The 20,216-nt window shown below is 71.5% G+C and carries 19 protein-coding genes and 1 pseudogene; 9 read left to right on the plus strand and 11 right to left on the minus strand.

Going from position 1 to position 20,216, the window contains the following annotated elements:
* Window positions 1-314: 314 nt before the first annotated feature.
* The 4 genes and pseudogenes from QSK37_RS26730 to QSK37_RS26745 form a co-directional block, all read right to left on the minus strand.
* Window positions 315-1,277, minus strand: a pseudogene (locus QSK37_RS26730) (IS110 family RNA-guided transposase); the annotation flags it as partial.
* A gap of 338 nt (window positions 1,278-1,615) precedes the next feature.
* On the minus strand, window positions 1,616-2,152 hold the full coding sequence (locus tag QSK37_RS26735; protein ID WP_285626241.1) for a copper resistance CopC family protein: 537 nt from the start codon (window positions 2,150-2,152) through the stop codon (window positions 1,616-1,618).
* Window positions 2,149-2,832 carry a YcnI family copper-binding membrane protein gene (locus QSK37_RS26740; protein ID WP_285626242.1) on the minus strand — a complete coding sequence of 228 codons (684 nt, stop codon included), beginning with the start codon at window positions 2,830-2,832 and terminating at the stop codon, window positions 2,149-2,151. The genes QSK37_RS26735 and QSK37_RS26740 overlap by 4 nt, the downstream gene beginning before the upstream one ends.
* Before the next feature lie 80 nt (window positions 2,833-2,912).
* Window positions 2,913-3,482: a hypothetical protein gene (locus QSK37_RS26745; protein ID WP_285626244.1), complete on the minus strand. Its 570-nt coding sequence runs from the start codon at window positions 3,480-3,482 to the stop codon at window positions 2,913-2,915.
* Between the two features lie 194 nt (window positions 3,483-3,676).
* Here QSK37_RS26745 and QSK37_RS26750 point away from each other — a divergent pair, with 194 nt between their 5' ends.
* The 4 genes from QSK37_RS26750 to QSK37_RS26765 all read left to right on the plus strand — a co-directional run bounded on the left by QSK37_RS26750 (window position 3,677) and on the right by QSK37_RS26765 (window position 8,948).
* Complete coding sequence (locus QSK37_RS26750) at window positions 3,677-4,570, plus strand: endonuclease/exonuclease/phosphatase family protein (protein ID WP_285626246.1); 894 nt, start codon at window positions 3,677-3,679, stop codon at window positions 4,568-4,570.
* Window positions 4,571-4,581: 11 nt separating this feature from the next.
* Complete coding sequence (locus QSK37_RS26755; protein ID WP_285626248.1) at window positions 4,582-5,841, plus strand: exo-beta-N-acetylmuramidase NamZ family protein; 1,260 nt, start codon at window positions 4,582-4,584, stop codon at window positions 5,839-5,841.
* Between the two features lie 10 nt (window positions 5,842-5,851).
* Window positions 5,852-7,609 (plus strand): serine hydrolase domain-containing protein, encoded by a 1,758-nt coding sequence (locus QSK37_RS26760; RefSeq protein WP_285626250.1) that lies wholly within the window; start codon window positions 5,852-5,854, stop codon window positions 7,607-7,609.
* 349 nt (window positions 7,610-7,958) lie between these two features.
* Window positions 7,959-8,948, plus strand: a complete 990-nt coding sequence (locus QSK37_RS26765) for a TerC/Alx family metal homeostasis membrane protein (protein WP_285626252.1) — start codon at window positions 7,959-7,961, stop codon at window positions 8,946-8,948.
* A gap of 13 nt (window positions 8,949-8,961) precedes the next feature.
* On the opposite strand, the gene QSK37_RS26770 is transcribed toward QSK37_RS26765, so the two are convergent.
* On the minus strand, window positions 8,962-9,828 hold the full coding sequence (locus QSK37_RS26770) for a LysR family transcriptional regulator (RefSeq protein ID WP_285626255.1): 867 nt from the start codon (window positions 9,826-9,828) through the stop codon (window positions 8,962-8,964).
* A 146-nt stretch (window positions 9,829-9,974) separates the two neighbouring features.
* On the opposite strand from QSK37_RS26770, the gene QSK37_RS26775 reads away from it, so the two are divergent.
* The 4 genes from QSK37_RS26775 (at window position 9,975) to QSK37_RS26790 (ending at window position 13,568) form a co-directional block, all read left to right on the plus strand.
* Complete coding sequence (locus tag QSK37_RS26775) at window positions 9,975-10,835, plus strand: sugar phosphate isomerase/epimerase family protein (RefSeq protein ID WP_285626257.1); 861 nt, start codon at window positions 9,975-9,977, stop codon at window positions 10,833-10,835.
* The gene (locus QSK37_RS26780) at window positions 10,832-11,617 is read left to right on the plus strand and encodes an SDR family NAD(P)-dependent oxidoreductase (RefSeq protein WP_285626260.1); all 786 of its coding nucleotides are present in this window, start codon (window positions 10,832-10,834) and stop codon (window positions 11,615-11,617) included. Before QSK37_RS26775 ends, QSK37_RS26780 begins: the two co-directional genes overlap by 4 nt.
* Before the next feature lie 87 nt (window positions 11,618-11,704).
* Window positions 11,705-12,571 (plus strand): alpha/beta fold hydrolase, encoded by an 867-nt coding sequence (locus tag QSK37_RS26785; RefSeq protein ID WP_285626262.1) that lies wholly within the window; start codon window positions 11,705-11,707, stop codon window positions 12,569-12,571.
* A 286-nt stretch (window positions 12,572-12,857) separates the two neighbouring features.
* Window positions 12,858-13,568, plus strand: a complete 711-nt coding sequence (locus tag QSK37_RS26790; RefSeq protein WP_285627561.1) for an MFS transporter — start codon at window positions 12,858-12,860, stop codon at window positions 13,566-13,568.
* Window positions 13,569-13,615: 47 nt separating this feature from the next.
* Here the strand turns inward: QSK37_RS26790 and QSK37_RS26795 are convergent, their stop codons facing one another.
* The 5 genes from QSK37_RS26795 to QSK37_RS26815 form a co-directional block, all read right to left on the minus strand.
* On the minus strand, window positions 13,616-14,308 hold the full coding sequence (locus QSK37_RS26795) for an alpha/beta fold hydrolase (protein WP_285626266.1): 693 nt from the start codon (window positions 14,306-14,308) through the stop codon (window positions 13,616-13,618).
* 36 nt (window positions 14,309-14,344) lie between these two features.
* Window positions 14,345-15,058: an alpha/beta fold hydrolase gene (locus tag QSK37_RS26800; RefSeq protein ID WP_285626269.1), complete on the minus strand. Its 714-nt coding sequence runs from the start codon at window positions 15,056-15,058 to the stop codon at window positions 14,345-14,347.
* Complete coding sequence (locus QSK37_RS26805) at window positions 15,055-15,705, minus strand: nuclear transport factor 2 family protein (RefSeq protein WP_285626271.1); 651 nt, start codon at window positions 15,703-15,705, stop codon at window positions 15,055-15,057. Before QSK37_RS26805 ends, QSK37_RS26800 begins: the two co-directional genes overlap by 4 nt.
* Before the next feature lie 444 nt (window positions 15,706-16,149).
* Entirely contained in the window at window positions 16,150-16,413 is a 264-nt protein-coding gene (locus QSK37_RS26810; RefSeq protein ID WP_285626274.1) for a hypothetical protein, read from the minus strand.
* Window positions 16,414-16,553: 140 nt separating this feature from the next.
* Window positions 16,554-17,144: a TetR/AcrR family transcriptional regulator gene (locus QSK37_RS26815; protein ID WP_285626277.1), complete on the minus strand. Its 591-nt coding sequence runs from the start codon at window positions 17,142-17,144 to the stop codon at window positions 16,554-16,556.
* Between the two features lie 110 nt (window positions 17,145-17,254).
* On the opposite strand from QSK37_RS26815, the gene QSK37_RS26820 reads away from it, so the two are divergent.
* On the plus strand, window positions 17,255-17,665 hold the full coding sequence (locus QSK37_RS26820) for a hypothetical protein (protein ID WP_285626278.1): 411 nt from the start codon (window positions 17,255-17,257) through the stop codon (window positions 17,663-17,665).
* A 170-nt stretch (window positions 17,666-17,835) separates the two neighbouring features.
* On the opposite strand, the gene QSK37_RS26825 is transcribed toward QSK37_RS26820, so the two are convergent.
* Window positions 17,836-20,199: a Tex family protein gene (locus QSK37_RS26825; protein ID WP_285626281.1), complete on the minus strand. Its 2,364-nt coding sequence runs from the start codon at window positions 20,197-20,199 to the stop codon at window positions 17,836-17,838.
* Window positions 20,200-20,216: the final 17 nt, after the last annotated feature.

Consider the following 20,216-nt stretch of genomic DNA (forward strand, 5'->3'; position numbering starts at 1 on the left):
GCCCACGGCCCGCGCCGAACGCCCGCCCGGCGCCGCCACCTCACCGATGGCGGCAAGGACGACCAGCCCGATCACCAGGCGGCGCTGGAGGTGTCATAGGGGTTCGGCGGCGAGGAAGGTCGGTGCGGTCGACGCGGAGCCCGTTGGAGGCACGGACAGAAGGCCGCCCGCCCGTCCGGCGTGGTCCTCGCCCGCCGGGGCCGGGGACCATGTGATGTCAGGCTCGGCCGTTCGTGGTGCGGCGGCGGAGAGAGGAACATCCGCCTCTCGTCCGGTCCGACTCGTCCGGCCGCCTACGACTCTCAATGACGTTGTCAAGCCGCAGCAGCGAGCGGGGGCGTGAGTTGGTAGATGCGTCCATCGCGCAGCAGGGCCCACAAGACGTTGACGCGGCGTCTGGCCAGGGCGAGCACGGCCTGGGTATGGCGTTTGCCTTCGGCGCGCTTGCGGTCGTGGAAGCGCCGGGAGTCCGGGCAGCAGCGGACGCTGATCAGCGCGGAGGTGTAGAACACCCGTTGCAGTGCGCGGTTGTAGCGCTGGGGTCGGTGCAGGTTGCCGCTGACGCGTCCGGAGTCGCGGGGCACGGGTGTGACGCCGGCGAAGCTGGCAAGCTTGTCGGCCGAGCCGAATCGATCCATGTCACCGCCGGTGGCGGCCAGGAACTCGGCACCGAGCAGGACACCGATGCCCGGCAGGCTGGTGATCACCTCGGCGGAAAGGTGGCGGTGAAACCGGTCCTCGATGAGCTGGTCGATGTCCTTGATCTGCTCGGTGAGGGTGATCACCCCCTCGGCGAGCTGGGCTACCAGACGTGCGGCCATCTGCTCGCCAGGAAGCGCCCTCATCTGGGACTTCGCAGAGGTGACCGCTTTGGCGGCCAGCGCGGCGGCGCCGCGGACCCTGCGGACACGCAGCCATTCGGTCAGACCGGCGACACCGATCTCGCGCAGCGCCGCGGGTGTCTGAAAGCCGGTCAGCAGCACCAGCGGACCGCGGTTGGTCAGGTCCAAGGCACGCTGCAGTGCCGGGCAGATGGCCGGCACCTGGTCGTGCAACCGGTTGACCGCGCGGGTGCGGTCGGCGGCCAAGTCCCGGCGGCGGGCCACCAGCAGCCGCAGCTCGACGATGAGCTCGTCATCGGCATCCAGCACCGTCAGGTCGAGGCGCATCCGGGCCTGGTCAGCGATGATCAAGGCGTCCTCGGCATCGGTCTTGCCCGCTCCCCGGTACCCCTCAGCGGCCCGGTTGACGGTCATCCCAGGCACGTAGACGACGTTCTGACCGTGATCGAGCCCGCAGACGACCTCGCCGTCAGGTCCCTACACAGCGATGTGCTCGCAACTCTCAATCAGAGGCCGAGTCCGTCACGGAGAGGCGGGCGGCGAGTCGTTGGAAGCCACCGATGGGCAGACCACTGAAAGCCACACCCGCCCCTCCCGGGGCATCCGAACCCTATGCCGGGCCGGATGCTTCAACGGTAGGGACCACTGACATCAAGCCCTTGGCGGCCGGTGCGGTCGGTGCGGTCGGTGCGGCGCCCGCTGGGGCGGCGGACGGAGAGCCGCCCGGCCGGTCGGGGTGGTCCCCGCTCGCTGGGAGCGGGGACCACGTGGTGTCAGGCTCGGCCGTTCGGGGTGCGGCGGCGGAGCAGTGCCACCACGCCGGCGATGGCGGCGAGGATGACGACGACCAGCCCGATCCACCACCAGCCCGCGCTGGAGGTGTGTCGTACCGGTTCGGCGGCGGGGGAGGCCGGTGCGGACGACGTGGGGCCCGCCGGGGCCGCGGACGGAGAGCCGCCGCCCGTCACCGTGAACTTGTACTCGCCGGTCACGGGGTGGCCGTCCTCGGCGACCACGCGCCAGCCGACCGTGTAGACGCCCGGCGCCAGTGCACCGCCGACCTGTTGGGTCACGTGGTTGTCGACCGCGCTCGCCTTGCCCGCCTCGTGGTGGCCGCCCTTGGCGTCCAGCAGGACGACGCCGGGGAAGCGCACCGGGTCGGCGTAGGTCAGGCGGATCTGGGCCGGGGCCGCCACCGAGGCGCCCTTGGCCGGGTCGGAGGACGTCAGGGTCGTGTGGGCCTCGGCCGGCGCGGCCGTGGCCAGTACGCCCAGCAGCGCCGCCGCGGCCGCCGCCGCCGCGAACCTCATGACGCGCGCTTCCGGGTCAGGCCGTACGCGCCGACCGCCAGGCCCACGATCCCGACGGCGAGGCCCAGGCCGCCGAGCAGCCGGGCGGTGCCGTCGTCCGAGGACGCCGGGGCTTTCGCCGCGTTCACCCGTGCCGTCGCGTCCTTGGCGTCGGACGCGGTGGCGACGAGGTGGATGGTCGGGGCGGGGTGCTCGGGTTCCTGGCCGCCGTTGCCGGGGTCCTGGTTCCAGTTCACCACGTCGCCGTTGGAGTAGGTCTGGGCCGCCTTGAACATCAGCCGGTCCACGCCGGTCGGCAGCGGGCCCATCGAGACGTCGAACTCCTGGAACTCGCCGGGCGCGATCTTCCCGCCGCTCCAGGTGATCTTCGAGACGGCCTCGGTCAGCTCACCGCCGTCGGTCTTGAGCGGCGTGGCGAGCTTGGCCTTCTCGACCTTGATCTTCCAGCCGGGGACCGGGCGGACCGACACGGACGCGATCGGGTGGTCGGCGGGCAGGTCGACCTCCAGTTTCGTGGTGTCGGCGCCCGGCTGCTCGTTCGGGACGCGGAACGACACCTTGCTGTACGAGCCGGGCTCGGCCGTGCTCGGGTTGGCGGTGACGTGCGCCGAGGCGGCTCCGGCCGCCAGGGTGATCGTGAGCCCGGCCAGGGCGGCCACGGTCGCCACGCGCTGTGACATGCGCATAAGGGGACTTCTCTCCATTTGATGGTGGAACGCCGAAGTGCCGGATCGGTAAGGATCCGGGAGCGGTGCGGCGCTCAGCCGTCGAGCGCCGCCGTGAGAGCAGCGGGAGGTCCCCGTCGAATGACGACGTGACGCAGGAGGGCGCCGCGCGGCGCGGCGCCGGGAGCGGCGGTCTGAAGGCGCGGCGCCACGCACACCGGCGGCTCCGCCGACAGCAGGGCGCGCGCCGGGCGTACGAGAGCGGCGGCGACGCGCCGGGCCAGCCTCCACACCGCGCGTTCGCCGCGCCGGAGCCACCAGGCGGACACGGCCGCCGCCGCGACGTGCGCGAAGGTCATGGTCCAGCCGGCCGTCGACGGTGCCATGGTGTGGCCGTGGGCCAGGTGCTGCCCGTGCTCGGCGGCCGAGAACAGGGCGTGCAGGACGAACTGCCCGCCCAGCAGTCCACCGAAGATCGTCCCGAGGGAGCGTTCGGCGCCGCCGAGGACCGTGCCGACCGCGGTCATGACCGCGAGGCCGCCGATCGCCGCCACCGGGGAGACGGTGGCGTGCGAGGCCATCATGTGTCCGGTGACGGCCAGCGCGACGCACACGGTGGCGAACACCACCGCGCGCGCGGCACGGTACGTCGGACGGGTCGGCATGACGCCTCAATTATCGGTGTACGGCCTATGTGCTCGCGGCCGCATCGCCGGATACGGGCGGTCGTGCGGCCCGGCCCGCGCGCCGATGTCGGCCAACCTTGACGTCGCAGGCTATTGACGCCGTGATCGTTAGTACTTAACTTCCATACGACCACGTGATGACGTTGGTTTTTTCCAGAACCACCGGGAGATCCATGTTCCGGCCCGCCTCGCCCTCCCCGCGCCTCGTACGCCACAGCGCCGCCGTACCGGCCCTCGTGGCACTGCTGCTCGGCGCGCTCGCCACCGGCCCATCCGCCCACGCCGCCACGCAGAGTGACCACGGCCGAGGCGTACGGTTGCGGGTGATGAACTACAACATCCAGGCCGGCGCCGGCTCCGATCATGTGTTCGACCTGGAACGACAGGCCGAAGCCATCGAGTCCGAGCACCCCGACGTCGTCGGTCTGGAAGAGGTCGACGTCGACTGGGGGACCCGCAGCGACTACACCGACGAGGCCGCGTGGCTGGCCCGGCGGCTGCGCATGCACGTCTTCTTCGCGCCCATCTACGACCTCCCGCCGGACCGCGACGGCGCGCCCGACCGGAAGTTCGGCGTCGCGCTGCTGTCGCGCTTCCCGATCATGTACGCGAAGAACCACGAGATCACCCGGCTGTCCACGCAGGTGCCCGACCCGGTGCCCGCGCCCGGCCCGGGCTTCCCCGAGGTGCTGGTCAACGCCCACGGCGTGCCGCTCTGGGTGTACGTCACCCACCTGGACTACCGCGCCGATCCGGGCGTACGGGAGGCGCAGGTGGCCGACATGGACGCGATCATGGACCGCCGGCACGGCCCCAAGCTGCTCCTCGGCGACTTCAACGCCCAGCCGGACGACCCGGAGCTGGCGCCACTGTGGACGCGGCTGACCGACGCCATGACGGTCGCGGGACAGCGCACCACGCCGACCTGGCCCGCCGACACGCCGACCAAGCGGATCGACTACGTGACCTACTCGGCGGGGTACGGCATCCGTACCGTCGGCGCCCACGTGCCGGACACGCTCGCCTCCGACCACCGGCCCGTCGTGACCGACCTGACGGCCTTCTGAAGGGGGATCACATGACGACTCGACGAGGAGTACTGCGCGGCATCGCCGTCACCGGAGCCGCGGCACCGTTCGCCTCCCTGGCCGCCGCGCCCGCCGAGGCGAAGAAGGCCGGCGGCGTGCAGACCGGCTTCGACGTGCTGCACGCGAGCGGCTACCAGCAGCTCAAGGGCCAGAAGGTCGGCATGGTGGCCAACCCGACCGCGGTCGTACGCGACTTGACCCACGAGGTCGATGTCATGCACGGCTCCGGCGCCGTCGACCTCGTGGCGGTGTTCGGCCCCGAGCACGGCTTCCGCGGCTCCGCGCAGGCCGGCGGCTCCGAGGGCTCCTACAAGGACCCGCGGACCGGTATCCCCGTGTACGACGCGTACGCCAAGAGCGTGCAGGCGATCGCGGACGACTTCACCAAGGCCGGCATCGACACGGTCGTCTTCGACATCCAGGACGCGGGTGCGCGCTTCTACACCTACATCTGGACGATGTACGACTGCATGCAGGCGGCCGTCCTCGCCGGCAAGCGCTTCGTCGTCCTCGACCGGCCGAACCCGCTCGGCGGCACCGAGGCGACCGGCCCGGTCATGCACCCGGAGTACACCTCCGGCGTCGGCAAGCAGGCGATCTCCGAACAGCACGGCATGACCGTCGGCGAGCTGGCCCTGCTGTTCGACAAGGAGTTCCTCGGCGGGAAGGTCAAGCCGCAGGTCGTCAAGATGCGCGGCTGGCGGCGTGGCGTGTTCTTCGACGAGACCGGCCTGCCCTGGGTCATGCCCTCGCCCAACATGCCGACCCTCGACACGGCCATCGTCTACCCCGGTCTCGGCCTGTTCGAGGCCCTGACGATCTCCGAGGGCCGCGGCACGACCCGGCCGTTCGAGATCATCGGCGCGCCGTTCCTCGACTGGCACTACGCCGACGCCCTGAACGCGCTCGCCCTGCCCGGTGTGCGGTTCCGCGAGATGTACTTCGTGCCCACGTTCAACAAGTGGGCGAACCAGAACTGCGCGGGCGTCCAGGTCACGGTGACCGACCGCCGCCGGTTCGACCCGATCCGTACCGCGATCGCGATGATCGTGACCGCGAAGAAGCTCTACCCCAAGGACTTCGCCTGGCGCGAGAGCGCCCCGCCGTACTGGATCGACAAGCTCACCGGCTCCGACCTCGTCCGTAAGGGGGTCGACGGCGGCTCCACCACGGATCAGATCGTCGCCTCCTGGCAGGGGGAGCTGGCACGGTTCCGCGCCCAGCGGGCCCGTTATCTGCTGTACCGCTGAGGAGGAACCGATGCGTCGCCCCCCACGTCGCTCCCTCATGGTCCTGACGGCCGCCGCGTGCCTGTGCGCGCCGGCGGTCGCCCAGGCCGCCCCCGCCGCCGCGCCCCCGAGCGGCCCGCCGACCGTCACCGCCTCGGACCTGAAGTTCACTTCCGGCCGTACCCTGCACTACGGCTCGGCCGCCTCCGCCGGGCTGCTGCCCGACCAGGTCGCGGCGATCGCCCGTGACGCCGCCGCGTACGAGACCGCCCTGCCGGGCGCGGCGCACCCGCTGTACCCGGGCGCGGTCGTGCTCGCCGCGCACGACGGCACGATCGTGCAGCACAGCGCGTCCGGTTACGCGCTGCGCTACTCCGACGACAAGCCGACCGAACTGCCACGGGACCAGTGGATCCCGATGCGCAACGACACGATCTTCGACCTGGCGTCGATGTCGAAGCTGTTCACCACGATCGTGGCACTGCAGGAGGTCGAGCGCGGCAAGATCGATCTGGACAGCACTGTCGCGACGTACCTGCCCGGTTTCGCCAAGAACGGCAAGGACCCGATCACCCTCCGCATGCTCCTCACGCATACGAGCGGCCTGCGTCCGGACCTGCCCTTCTACAACTACACCGGCCGCGCCGCGCAGGAGCAGGCGCTGTACGACGAGCAACTGCAGAACCCTCCCGGCACGGCGTACGTCTACTCCGACCTGAACCTCATCACGATGCAGTTCATCCTTGAGAAGGTGACCGGCAAGACCCTCGACGTCCTCGTACACGACGGGATCACCGGACCGCTCGGGCTGAAGGACACCGGCTACAACCCGCCCGCCTCCAAGAAGCAGCGGATCGCCGCGACGGAGTACGAGCACAAGCCGGTCGCCGCGCTCGACCGCGGCCTCGTGTGGGGCCAGGTCCACGACGAGAACTCCTACGCCCTCGGCGGCGTCGCCGGACACGCCGGGGTCTTCTCCACCGCCCACGACCTCGCGGTCATCGCCCAGATGATCCTGGACGGCGGCCGGTACGGGCACGCGCGGGTGCTCGGTGACTCGTCGGTGCGGCAGATCTTCACGAACTTCAACCAGAAGTTCCCCTCCGACTCGCACGGCATCGGATTCGAGCTGGACCAGCGCTGGTACATGGGCGGCCTGTCCTCCCCGGTGACCGCCGGCCACACCGGCTACACCGGGACCGACATCGTCATCGACCCGCTGTCCCGGTCGTTCAGCATCCTGCTGACCAACCGGGTGCATCCGAGCCGCAACTGGGGCAGCATCAACCCGGCGCGCGTCGCGGTCGCCCAGGATCTGGCCCGCGCCATCCCGGTACGGCCGGCCGAGGGCCGCACGGCGTGGTTCTCCCAGACCAGGGACAAGACCACCGCGACGCTCACCGCCCCGGTGACCGGCGCGACGAGGCTCTCCTTCGACCTGTGGTACGACACGGAGGAGACCGACCTCGGCGTGCTGGAGACCTCGTCCGACGGTGCCAACTGGACGCCGGCGCCGTTCTCGCTGAAGGCGGGCCGCAGCTCCTGGACGTCGGACGGCACGTTCTCCGGCTTCGAGGACCGCCGCTGGGCGAAGGCCACGGCGACCCTGCCGGCGGGCACCACGCAGGTGCGCTGGCGCTACACGACCGACCCGCTGTACGAGGGCCGAGGCGTGTACGTCGACGGCGTCCGCGCCTACGACGCCCACGGCCACGTGGTCCTCAACGGCGAACGCCCATCGGACGCGGCACGCTTCGTCACGAACGGCTGGGTCGTGAGCTCCGACTGACCTTCCCGGCCCGGCCCGCGGCACCCGCGGGCCCCGGCCTCTCCCGGCCCCTGATCCCGCCGCACGCGACCCGCGCGGCGGGATCAGGGCGTGGAGCGCCGTACAGGGCCAAGCCGTCGCGGTCGACTGCCGCCGGGCCTGAGCGGCACCGGCACGGCTCAGGGACTCGGCCGGGGCCTGATCGCCCTTCTGCCAGCGGGAACCCGCGGTCAGCGGCTATCGTTCCAAATGAGGGGAGTACTTCTCAGCGTCGGCCCGGTCAGCACGGACACCCCTGCGGTGGCCCCGGGCGGCGGCCCGCCTCGCGGGTGAAGGAGACCTCGGACGATGAGCCGTTCGAGGAGCCCGCATGCCCACTGCCGTATCTTCCGTCGCTTCACCTCTGGTCTGGGGCGTCACCCTCGCGGGGGTGCTGTTCTTCTTCGCGGTGGACTTCGTGCTGACCCGCCGCCCGCACGCGGTCGCCTTTCGTGAGGCGCTCGCGTGGACGGCCTTCTATCTCGCCCTGCCGATCGTCTTCGGTTTCTTCGCCTGGCAGCGGTGGGGCTCGGAGACCGCGGTCGACTACTTCACCGGCTGGCTGGTCGAAAAATCCCTGTCGGTCGACAACCTCTTCGTGTTCATGCTGCTCATCGCCGCCTTCGCGGTGCCGGCCGCGCTCACCCAGCGGGTGCTGCTGTACGGCATCGCCGGCGCCCTCGTGCTGCGCGGCGTCTTCATCGCGATCGGCGCCGCGGCGGTCCAGGCGGTCTCCTGGACCTTCGTGATCTTCGGCGCGATCCTCCTGTTCACCGCCATCAAGATCATGAAGGACACGGTCACGGGGGCGGGGCACGAGGTCGACGTGTCGTCCCTGCGGTCGGTCCGTCTCGTACGCCGCCTGATGCCGGTGACCGACGACTACCGGGGCCCGCACCTCACCGCGCGCCACGAGGGCCGGCGGGCCCTTACACCGCTCGCGGTCGTCGTCGTCGCGGTGTTCGGCACCGACCTGGTCTTCGCGGTCGACTCGATCCCCGCGGTGTACGGCGTCACCCAGGACCCGTACCTCGTCTTCACCGCCAACGCCTTCTCGCTCTTCGGCCTCCGCGCCCTGTTCTTCGTGCTGCAGAGCACGCTGAGCAAGCTGGTCCACCTCGGGTACGGCCTGGCGGTCATCCTCGCCTTCATCGGCGTGAAGCTGATCCTGCACTGGGCGCACGGCACGTGGAAGTGGCTGCCGGAGATCCCCACGCCGGTCTCTCTCGCCGTCATCGTCGTGACCCTGCTGACGGTCACTCTGACGAGCCTGCACGCGAGCCGCCGGCGCGCCGCGTCCGCGGTCGCCGACAGCCGCTGAGCGGGTACGCGGGTCAGCGGCCGATGATCCTTTCCGCGACCTCTCGTACGACCGCGCGGGTGTTGGGTTCGGTGGCCAGCCAGGTGGTCATCATCAGGGAGAGGTCGGTGAGGGCACCCCAGCGCCAGGCGGGCAGCTGGGCCGCGGCGGTGTGCGCGCCGACCAGGACGGCGTCGGCCTCGGTCGCGTAGGCGTGCGCGTACGCGTGTTCGGTGAACCGGGCGAAGTGCCAGTGGGGCCGCACGCCGGCCGCCTGCGCGGCCGCGATGAGGCCGTGCTGCTGGGTCGGCACCTGGTCCTGAGAGTGCAGGAGGGTGCGGAGTCCGTCCAGGTCACCGAGCCGATAGGTGGCCTTGGCGGAGAGCGGGTGCCCCGGCCGGACGGCGATTCCCAGGGGTTCCTCGTGCAGTTTCCGCACGGTGTGCCCGTCCGGCGGAGCTTGGTGGACGATGCAGATGTCGAGGCGCCCCTGCCTGAGCATGCGGAGCTGCTCGGAGCTGTTGGCCTCGACGAAGTCCGGAGCCGCCCGCGGCACCCGCTCGCGGATCGTGTCGACGACCTCGATCAGCCATGGGCCGTCGGTTCCCGGCGGAACCCCGATGGTGACGGACTGGCGGAGGGCCGTCGTCCCGGCCACGGTCTCCCGGGTCGCGTCGGCCATCGCGAGCAGCTGGTGGGCGTGCGGCAGCAGTGTCTCTCCGGCCGGGGTGAGCCGGACGCCCCGGGAGGTCCGCTCCAGCAGCCGGACGTCGAGCTGCCGCTCCAGGTCGATGATCTGACGGCTGAGTGAGGGCTGGGACGTCAGGAGGCGCTGGGCGGCCCGGTTCATCGAGCCCTCCTCGGCGACGACCACGAAATAGCGCAGATGCCGTAGTTCCATCTGTCCGGCCTCCGGGTGTCCGAGTTATGCGGCGTGAGCATAGCGGGTCTGCTGGACAGGACTTGGACGACGGTCCTGGCCAAGGTCTCTAATGAAGCGACTCGGCGTGCAGAAGCCATGGCCGGTACCGAATTGAGGGTGAGTGGATGAGACTCGGGGTGTGTTCCGTCGGCCTTCCCGACCTGACGCCGGACCAGGCGATCCCCCTGGCGGCTCAGGCGGGCTATGCCGGAATCGAATGGCGCGTGTCTCCGGAAGTGGGCGGCCCCGGCCCGGCGCACTTCCTGACGAACAACCGGTGCACCGTGCCTCCCACCGACGCCGCCGTCCGCGCCGTACGCGAGCGCTGTGCCGAGGCCGGGCTGCGGATCATCGGCCTCAACCCGTACCTGGAGCCCGGTGACCTGGCCGGGCTGGAGGAGATGATGCGACTGGCCGTCATCGCCGGCGCGGCCGGTGTCCGGCTCCGCGCGCCGCGGATGGGCGACGCGGGCTTTCACCGGTTGGTCGCGACGGCGACGGAGTACTTCACCGCGGCGGCGGAGCTCGCCCGCCGGTACGAGATCAAGGCACTGCTGGAGATGCACCAGGGCACCGTCTGCCCCAGCGCGTCCCTGGCCGTACGGGTCGTCGGCGAGCTGCCGGCCGAGCACGTGGGGGTGATCTACGACGCGGGGAACGTCGTCCTCGAGGGCAGCGAGGACCCGTCGATGGCCCTGCAGATCCTGGGCCCGTACCTCGCCCACGTGCATCTGAAGAACGCCGCCTTCACCCGCCCGCCCGGCGGGGGTGTGTGGCGGCCGGAGTGGACGCCTCTGGACGATGGGGTCCTGGACGTTCCCCGGGTCCTGGACGTGCTGGCCGCCGCCGGATACCAGGGCTGGATCTCGGTCGAGGACCTGTCCACCGACCGGCCGCCGGCGGATGCCCTGCGGTTCAACGCGTCGTTCCTGTCCCGGCACGTGGCCTTCACCGGCTCCGCCCCGGCCGCGCGGGCCGCGGTATGAGCGGGCATGCTTCCGGCGGCGCCGCACCGGGCCCGGTGGCCGTGATCACCGGCGGTGGCGGGACGCTCGGCACCGCGATGGCCACGCGCCTGGCCGAAGAGGGGAACGCCGTCGTGCTCCTGGACCGGGACGAAGCCGCGGCCCGCGCGGCGGCGGACGAGGTCGCGGCACGTACGGGAGGTTCGGTCGTGGGCTGGCGCGCGGACGTCGCCGACGAGGACGACGTCCGGGCGTCGGTCGACCGGATCGCCCGTACGCACGGCCGCCTGGACCGGCTCGTGAACAACGCGGGCGTCAACCGGCGGGACACCCTCGCCGACCAGGATCCCCGGATCTGGGACGAGGTGATGGCCGTCAACCTGCGAGGACCGATGCTGCTCTGCCGCGCCGCACTGCCGCTGTGGCGCCGTACGGGATCGGGCCGCGTGGTGAACATCGCCTCCCGGACGTGGCTGGGCGGCGGCCCCACGTCCTATGTCACGTCCAAGGCCGGCGTCGTCGGTCTCACCCGTACGCTCGCGGTGGAGCTCGGCCCGCTCGGCGTGACGGTCAACGCGGTGGCGCCCAGCATGATCGTCACGGCACTCACCAGCGCCGGACGCGACGAGGCCCGGCTGCGCGAGCTCACCGAGCGGCACCGGCGGATGACCCCGATGAGACGGCTGGCCACACCGGAGGACGTGGCCGAGGCCGTCGTGTTCCTCACCTCGGACGGGGCCGGCTTCATCACCGGCGAGGTGCTGCACGTCTGCGGTGGGGCCCAGCTGGCCCCCGCCCCCTGAACCACCGTCGCCGACGCGCGGTCCCCCGGCACCCCCGAACCCACATCCCGACACACACGGAGCCGCGCACACGGCAGGAGTATCCGCATGCCCTTCCTCGATCTGCCCGAAGCCCGCCTGTTCTATGTCGACCACCCACCGGCCGATCCCACCCGTACCGGCGCGCTCGCGACACCGACCGTCCTGGTCCACGAGCTGTGGAGCAATGCCGAGGCCTGGATCCACCAGCTCCCGCACTTCCGCGCCCGCTGCCGCACGATCGCCGTGGACCTGCGGGGGCACGGCCGCTCCGGCCTGGCCGACGCATACTCCACCGACCGGTACGCCGCCGACGTCGCGGCGCTGATCGAACGGCTCGCGACCGGCCCGGTGGTCCTCATCGGCGCCTCGATGGGAGCCTCGGTGACGAGCCTGCTCGCGGCGCGCCGGCCCGACCTCGTCCACGCCGTGGTCTCAGTGGACCCCGACTACGCCGGCGCCGACGACGACCGTGCCCGCATGCGGGCACTGGCCGACGCGTTGGACGGCCCGGACGCCGAGGCCACCGCCCTGGACATCGTCGACCGTCTGGTCGAAGGGCCGGACACGCCACCGCACGTGGGCGAATGGCAGCGGCTGGCGGTCCTGCGGCTGTCGCCGGAGACGCGTGCGCGTACGTGGCGGCAGAACGCCTTCAGCCCGGGCGGCCTCCGGTTCCGGCACGAGGCCGACGCCGTGCTGCGGGAGCGTTCCCAGCCGGTGCTGGCCCTGCACCGCGACCCGGAACGGCTGAGAGCCGACGAGCGGTCGTTCGCCCACCCGGCCAGCAGGGCGATCCTCGTCTCGGGCGCCGGCCACTGCCTGCACCAGGAGATTCCCGAATATGTGAACGCCGAGATCGATCGCTGGCTCGCCACACTGTCCCTCTCGTCCGGCGACGTCTCGTCGCGGGACGCGTTCGGTGAGGAGCGGTGATGGCCGTCTCAGAGAATGTGACCCCCACCGGAAGCGATGGGCTCACCACCGCCTGGCACCGTACGGACCGGCTTCGCGCCTGAGTGGTCACCGCTCTGGTGGTGGCCTCCGCCGTCGTCGTCTATCTCGACAAGGTCCTGCTCGGGCTCGTGGCCACGCCCATGAGCCGTGAGCTGCACCTCGCCGCGGCGGACTTCGGCGCGCTCGCCAGCGCCTCGTACGCCCTGTTCGGGGTTACCTGCCTGATCGTGGGCTTCACCGCGCAGCGTGTCTCGCCGCGGCGCGCATCGGCCCGTACGGGGCGGAGTCGCCGCGCACCTCCGCCGAGCCGGGTGAGCCGTCCCGTCCGGCCTCGGTGCCTTGGCGAAGGGCGCTGCTCAACCGGACCTTCATCGGCTGTCTGACCGCCTGTCTCACCCAGAACGCCCTGGCCGCCGTCGTCATCACCTGGCTGCCGTCCTACTTCCACAATGTGCTCGGCTTCTCCGCCCTGTCATCCGGCTCGCTGCTCGGGCTCCCCAGCGTCGGCGGCGTCATCGCCTTGTTCGCCACCGGATTCATCGCCGACCGCCTGGTGCGGCGGGGCGTACGGTCACGACGCGCGAGAGGGCTGTTCGGCGGCGCCGTGCCGGCCTGCGCCGGCCTGGTGCTCGTCTTCCTTCCCTGGACCGACCGCCCGGTGCCGGCCATCGCCCTCCTGATGCTCGGCTACGGCGGTTCGGTGACCGTCAACACCTTCACCAACCCCGTACTCGCCGAGATCGTGCCCTCTCACCAGCGTCCGGCCATCATCGGGGTGATGACCGGGCTCGGCATCAGCGCCAGCGCCTTCAGCCCCGTCGTCTCGGGCATGCTGCTCGACGCGAGCACCACGGCCCGGGCCGGGTACGGCAGCGTGTTCTGCTGCTTCGGAGCCCTGGTGGCGATCGGTGGCATCACCTTCGCCCTCCTCGTCGACCCGGAGCGCGACGGCGACCGAACGCCGATCCGAGACTGAGCACGGTGAGCGGGAGGGCCGGACCGGTCCTCCCGCTCACCACCGCGTCACAGCCAGCCGTCGAGGGCGGCGAGGAAGCCGTCGAGATCGTCGTTGTGGATGTTGTGGCTCGTGCCGGGCACCGTCCGCAGCTCGAATCCGGCGGCGGTGAACTCCTCCGCGCGGTGCGGCGGGATCAGCGCGCTGGGATCCGCCAGCAGCACCAGAGACGGGACGCTCGGGATGACGGGCACGTACGCCGTCTCGACGTAGCGCATATGCGTCGTGGCGGGGTCCCACCGCTCGAACGCGGCCAGCCTCGCCTCGTGGGCCTGCGCGGACCAGTGCGGGAACGCCCTCTTGAGGTCGTCGATCGTCCAATTCTTGGCGTCGGCGATGGCGGGCATGCCCGCCCCGTAACCGCCCTCGGCGGGATACCAGGCCGGATCCTCATAGACGGCCCGGGCTGGGTGAAGCCGGTCGACGATCATCGCCAGCAGCACGCCGCCGAGCGAGTGCCCGATGGCCAGGTCGGGGCGCGCGGGCAGTGTTTCGAGGAGGTCGTCGGCCCAGCGTTCGCGGCTGTACTCCCCGCGAGGACTCTGGCCGTGCCCGGTGAGGTCCGGGGCGAGGACGCGGTATCCGCGCCGGGCGAGCTCGGGAGCCACCTGGAGCCAGCCGGACGAGTCTCCACTGAGGCCGTGGACGAGTACGGCGACCCGGTCGCCCTCGCCCCATTCCCGTACGTGCAGTCGTGTCATGAGATGAGACCTTTCGTAAGTGTTGGGGGCGCCCGGTCAGGCGTGCTCGCGCAGCCAGGTGTCCAGCCGCCCGAAGAATCGGGGGAAGTCCTCACGGAACAGCGAGTGGCCGGTGCCGGTGACGGTCTCCACCCGCAGGCCGCGGCGCCGCAGGTCCGCGGCGTGGTCCGGCGGGATGAACCCGCTGGGGTCGGCGGCGAGCACCAGAGAGGGCATGCTCGCCCGCTCGGGCGACAGGTCGTACCCGCAGCCGGCCGCCAGACCGGGGACGACGGCGGGGTCGGCCCGCCACATCGACGCCCAGCGCAGGCGCACGTCGATCTCCGGCCAGCGGGCGCCGAGGTGGTCGCGCAGCTGCTGGACGTCGGTCCACGCGAGCCAGCTCGACCAGACCGCTCCGAGCGACCGGTCCTGGTCCGCCGACATCCGCCAGGCCGGGTCGAGGTAGACGGCCGTGGCCGGTTCGAGGACCTCGGCGACCATGCCGAGCGCCAGCCCGCCGAGCGAGTGCCCGATGGCGACGTGGGGCCGTATCCGGACCGTGTCGATGAGGTCCATCGCCCAGTCGTGCGGGGAGTACCGGCCGCGCGGGCTCCGGCCGTGCCCGCGAAGCTCCGGGGCGAGGACGTGGTACCCCCGCTCCGCCAGGGCGGGACCGAGGCGATGCCAGGAGTTCGCGTCGCTGAACAGGCCGTGCACCAGCAGGGCGTACCGGTCTCCGTCCCCCCATTCGGCGACGTGCAGTCTCATCGGAGCTCCCGTGCCGGCTCGGTGCCGGGGGCGGAGCCGGACGCCGCCGGGTTCGCGTCGTCGATCTCCAGCCACGACGCACCGCGCGCGTACAACGCGCGGACCTCGGGCCCGGTGAGGCCCGGCATGTCGCGCTTGACCTCGTATCCGAGTTGGGTCTGGAGGTAGGCCAGATGTCGGTATCCGGCGGGAAACGCCGCCAGCAGGGAGCCGTCCAGGGTCAGAGAGGCGGCCGGGTCGACCGGATCGAGCCGATCGCTCTCATAGATCGGCTGCCGGTGAACGATCGCCCATCGTCCCTGCACCCGTTCGAACAGATCGTAGAAGCGCCCGGTGCAGACGACGTCGCACTCCACCCCGTGCACGCTCCCGCGCTGGGAGATGGTCATCTTCGTCTGCGCGACCGCGCGCGTGCCCACGACGTCGATCTGTGACCCGCCGAGGAAGTGCAGGATGCGCACCCCGCGGTCGAATCCGGCGCGACTGGCCTCGATGAACTCTTCGGCGGAGCCCTGGAACCACGTCGCCATCATGCGTCCGTGCGGGGCCCAGACGGTGGCGAACCGCTCCCAATCGGCGGCGTCGCGCCACACCGCCCAGTTCTCCACCACTTCACGGACCGAGAGCCGATCCAAGAGATCTTCCATGCGCACCAGCCTGGTCGGCGCCCATCCCGGGGCGGAAGCGGCGAGTTTCGCCCAGTGGAAAGCCCGCCCCGGGTGCTCCTTGAGCGACCGTTCAAGCCACTGCGGCCACCGTGCCGGCCGGGTGGCAGGCTGTCAGGGTCAACGGCGCGAGAAGGCCCGCCCGGAGCATCTGGCTGGCCTGTCCGCCACTGGGCTGATCACCGCGGGCGCGCGGTCGTGGTCGCCGCGTGTCGGGCGGCGTCGGTGCGGTGCGCGGCGGGCTGGGGCGGATCTGAGCGAGCCGGTGCAGGGCGCTGAACACGTCCTGCACCGGCCGGCCCGCCGCTATCGGATCCTCCGGCCCCAAGTTCCCCTCCAGTGTCCGGCCGGTGAGCCGGTGGCGGAAGGCCCGCAGCACGGCTGTGGGCAACCGGCGGCAGCGAAGGGGCACCGGAGTGCTGAGCGCTATTGGCCGGGCAGGCCCTTGTCGAGGCCCGCGCGGCGCAGGGCGTCGGCGAGCGCGCCGCCGCCCGAACCACCCGAGCCGCCGCGGCCCTGGCGTCCGCCGCCGTTCCGGCCGCCGCCTTGGCGTCCGCCGCCTTGGCGTCGTCCGCCGCCGTCGCGTCGGCCCTCGTCCGGTTTGCGTCGGTCGGCCTCGTCGTCGAGCCGGAGCGTCAGTGAGATCCGCGCCCGCGGGAGGTCGACATCGGCGTGAGGCTGATCCTGCACTGGGCGCACGGCACGTCGAAGTGGCTGCCGGAGATCCCCACGCCGCGTTCGCGGTTGCCGACAGCCGCCGAGCGGGTCAGGGCCGACCCCTCCGCCAGACGATCAGCGCGGCGGAAGCCTGGAGTCTCACGCCCTTTCGGTCACGACGAGGCGAAGACGCCCGCGCGTGCGGCGGCGGCGACGGCCGCGGCCGCCTGGTCGGCCGCGGCGCTGTCGAGTGGTTCGGCCGTGACGAGCAGCCGCATGTAGAGGGGCGCTCCGATGGCTCGGGACACGTCCGCCGGTCGAGTGTCAGGGGGAAGTTCGCCGCGGCGGACGGCCCGGGCGACGATCTCGGCGACCATCGTGGTGTGGTCGGCCCAGAACGCACGGATGACCTGCGCGACCTGGCTGTGGTGGCCGGCCGAGACCATGGCCCGGACCAGCGCCTGCCCGGTGCGGTCGGCGAGTACGGCCAGCGCGGAGCGGGCGAGCTCGCGTAGGTCGCCGTCGATGTCGCCGGTGTCGGGCGTCGGTACGGACTGGTCGGCGAAGAACGTGAGGGCGTCGACCAGGAGACCCTCGAGGGTGCCCCAGCGCCGGTAGACCGTCGCCTTGTGGACGCCGGCGCGGTGGGCGACGGACTCCATGCTCAGTCCCGCGTAGCCGGTCTCGATGAGCTCGTCGACGGTCGCCGTGAGCACGGCCGCGCGGGTGCGTGCGGTGCGGCCACCGGGCCGGGTCTGGGTCATGTCCGCCTCGACATCTGATGCGACGAATCGTTGCATTAAGGGCTCGGTCATGTCATCGTAGCCGTTAATGCGACAGTTCGTCGCGCATGGATTTGTCAGGGGAGTGGATCGTGAACGCTTCGACGGCCGGCACATCGTCTCGGTGGCGGACCACCGGGCAGCTTCTGACCGGGTTGGCCGCGGTCTCCGCACTGCTCGCGGCGGTCACCGCGGTTTCCGATGTGACCGCGGCGGACCATGCCACCCTCGTCGTGCAGACCTGGCGGATGTACGGCCTGTTCCTGTGCGGCGGGATGTTCGCGCTGCTCGCGCTGAGGCCGCGAGTCCATGGCGCGGTCTGGGCATTGGTGATCGCCAACAAGGCGGCACTGACGGTCACCGCGGCCGCCTACTCGGCCCACGGCGGCATCGCGGAGGCGGCCAAGACGGTCGGCTGGGACGGCACGCTGACCGTCGCCCTGGTCGCAGCCTTCGTCATGTGCCGGGCGAACTCCGAGAGCCGGTCGGAGCTCGCCCGTTGATCCACGGGGTCTTGGGCACGCCTGTTAAGCCGGATGCCAGGAGCGTCCGGGCTCTCAGTGGCCGCGCGGCGCAGGGTGTCGGTGGACTCTGAGAGCGGGCCGGAGCTCGCCCGCTGATTCACAGGGTCTTGGGCACGCCCGTTAAGCCGGACGCCGGACCGTCCGGGCTCTCAGTGGCCGGGCAGGCCCTTGTCGAGGCCCGCGCGGCGCAGGGCGTCGGCGAGCGCGCCGCCGCCCGAGCCGCTCGAGCCACCCGAACCACCCGAGCCGCCGCGGCCCTGGCGTCCGCCGCCGTTCCGGCCGCCGCCCTGGCGTCCGCCGCCCCCCTGGCGTCGTCCGCCGCCGTCGCGTCGGCCCTCGCCCGGTTTGCGCCGGTCGGCCTCGTCGTCGAGCCGGAGCGTCAGCGAGATCCGCGCCCGCGGGATGTCGACGTCGAGCACCTTGACCCGGACGATGTCGCCGGGCTTGACGACGTCACGTGGGTCCTTGACGAACGTCTTGGACATCGCCGACACGTGCACGAGCCCGTCCTGGTGAACGCCGACGTCCACGAACGCGCCGAACGCCGCGACGTTGGTGACCACGCCTTCGAGGATCATGCCGGGCTCGAGATCGGCGATCTTGTCCACGCCCTCCTTGAAGGTCGCGGTCTTGAACTGGGGGCGCGGGTCGCGGCCCGGCTTGTCCAGCTCCTTGAGGATGTCGGTGATCGTCGGCAGGCCGAACGTGCCGTCGACGAAATCCTCCGGCCGGACCGTCCGGAGCGCCGTGGTGTTACCGATCAGGGCGGAGACGTCGCCGCCGTCCTTCTTCAGCCCGGTCGACTCGAAGATCCGGTGGACCAGGGGGTACGCCTCGGGGTGCACGCTGGAGCCGTCGAGCGGGTCGTCGCCGCCCCGGATGCGGAGGAAGCCCGCGCACTGCTCGTACGCCTTGGGGCCCAGCCGCGGCACCTCCTTCAGCGCGTTCCGCGATCGGAACGGGCCGTTGGCGTCGCGGTGGAGGACGATGTTCTCGGCGAGGCCCGAGCCGATGCCGGACACCCGCGTCAGCAGCGGCACCGAGGCCGTGTTGACGTCGACGCCGACCGCGTTCACGCAGTCCTCCACGACCGCGTCGAGCGAGCGGGACAGCTTGGTCTCCGACACGTCGTGCTGGTACTGCCCGACGCCGATCGACTTGGGGTCGATCTTGACCAGCTCGGCGAGAGGATCCTGCAGGCGGCGGGCGATCGAGACCGCGCCGCGCAGCGAGACGTCCATGCCGGGCAGCTCCTGCGAGGCGTACTGCGAGGCGGAGTACACCGACGCCCCGGCCTCCGACACCATGATCTTGGTGAGCCCGGGCATCAGCTTGATCAGGTCGGCGGCGAGCTGGTCGGTCTCGCGGGAGGCCGTGCCGTTGCCGATCGCGATCAGGTCGACGCCGTGGAGCTGGGCGAGCTTGCCGAGCGTGGCGAGCGCCTCGTCCCAGCGGCCCTGCGGCTTGTGCGGGTAGATCGTGTCGGTGGCCACGACCTTGCCGGTGGAGTCCACCACCGCGACCTTGACGCCCGTGCGGAAGCCAGGGTCCAGACCCATCGTGGTGCGGGTGCCGGCGGGCGCGGCGAGCAGCAGGTCGCGCAGGTTCGCCGCGAACACGCGCACCGCCTCGTCCTCGGCCTCCTGTCGCAGGCGCAGCCGCAGGTCCAGGTCGAGCCGGACGAGGATGCGGGTGCGCCAGGCCCACCGCACCGTCTCGGCCAGCCACCGGCTGCTCAGCGGCACCTCGAACCGCCGCGCGATCGACCGCTCGTACGCGGTGACCTCGCCGTCCTCCTCTTCCGGGGTCAGGGTGAGGTCGAGGACCTCCTCCTTCTCGCCGCGGTAGAGCGCGAGGATCCGGTGCGAGGGCAGGCTCGTCAGCGGCTCGGCGAAGTCGAAGTAGTCGGAGAACTTCGCGCCGGCCTCCTCCTTGCCCTCGCGTACGCGTGAGACCATCCGGCCCTTGGACCAGAGGCGCTCGCGCAGCTCACCGATGAGGTCGGCGTCTTCGGCGAACCGCTCGACCAGGATCGCGCGGGCGCCGTCCAGGGCCGCCGCGGCGTCCAGGTCGTCCTTGACGAACGGCTCGGCCGCCGCCTGCGGGTCCAGCGACGGGTCGGCGAGCAGCCGGTCGGCGAGCGGCTCGAGGCCGGCCTCGCGGGCGATCTGCGCCTTGGTGCGCCGCTTGGGCTTGTACGGCAGGTAGATGTCCTCGAGCCGGGCCTTCGTGTCGGCCTCGTTGATCTGCGCGCGCAGGGCGTCGGTCAGCTTGCCCTGGGACTCGATCGACTCCAGGACCGCGGTGCGCCGCTCCTCCAGCTCGCGGAGATAGCGCAGGCGTTCTTCGAGCGTCCGCAGCTGGGCGTCGTCGAGCGTGCCCGTCGCCTCCTTGCGGTAGCGGGCGATGAACGGCACGGTCGCACCGCCGTCGAGCAACTCGACGGCGACCTGTACCTGCCGTTCGCGCACGCCGAGCTCTTCGGCGATCTTCTGGTGAACAGACGTCGACACGATCCCTTGCCCTCTCA

It is taken from the genome of Actinoallomurus iriomotensis (assembly GCF_030269445.1).
In the GTDB taxonomy this organism is placed as follows: domain Bacteria; phylum Actinomycetota; class Actinomycetes; order Streptosporangiales; family Streptosporangiaceae; genus Actinoallomurus; species Actinoallomurus iriomotensis.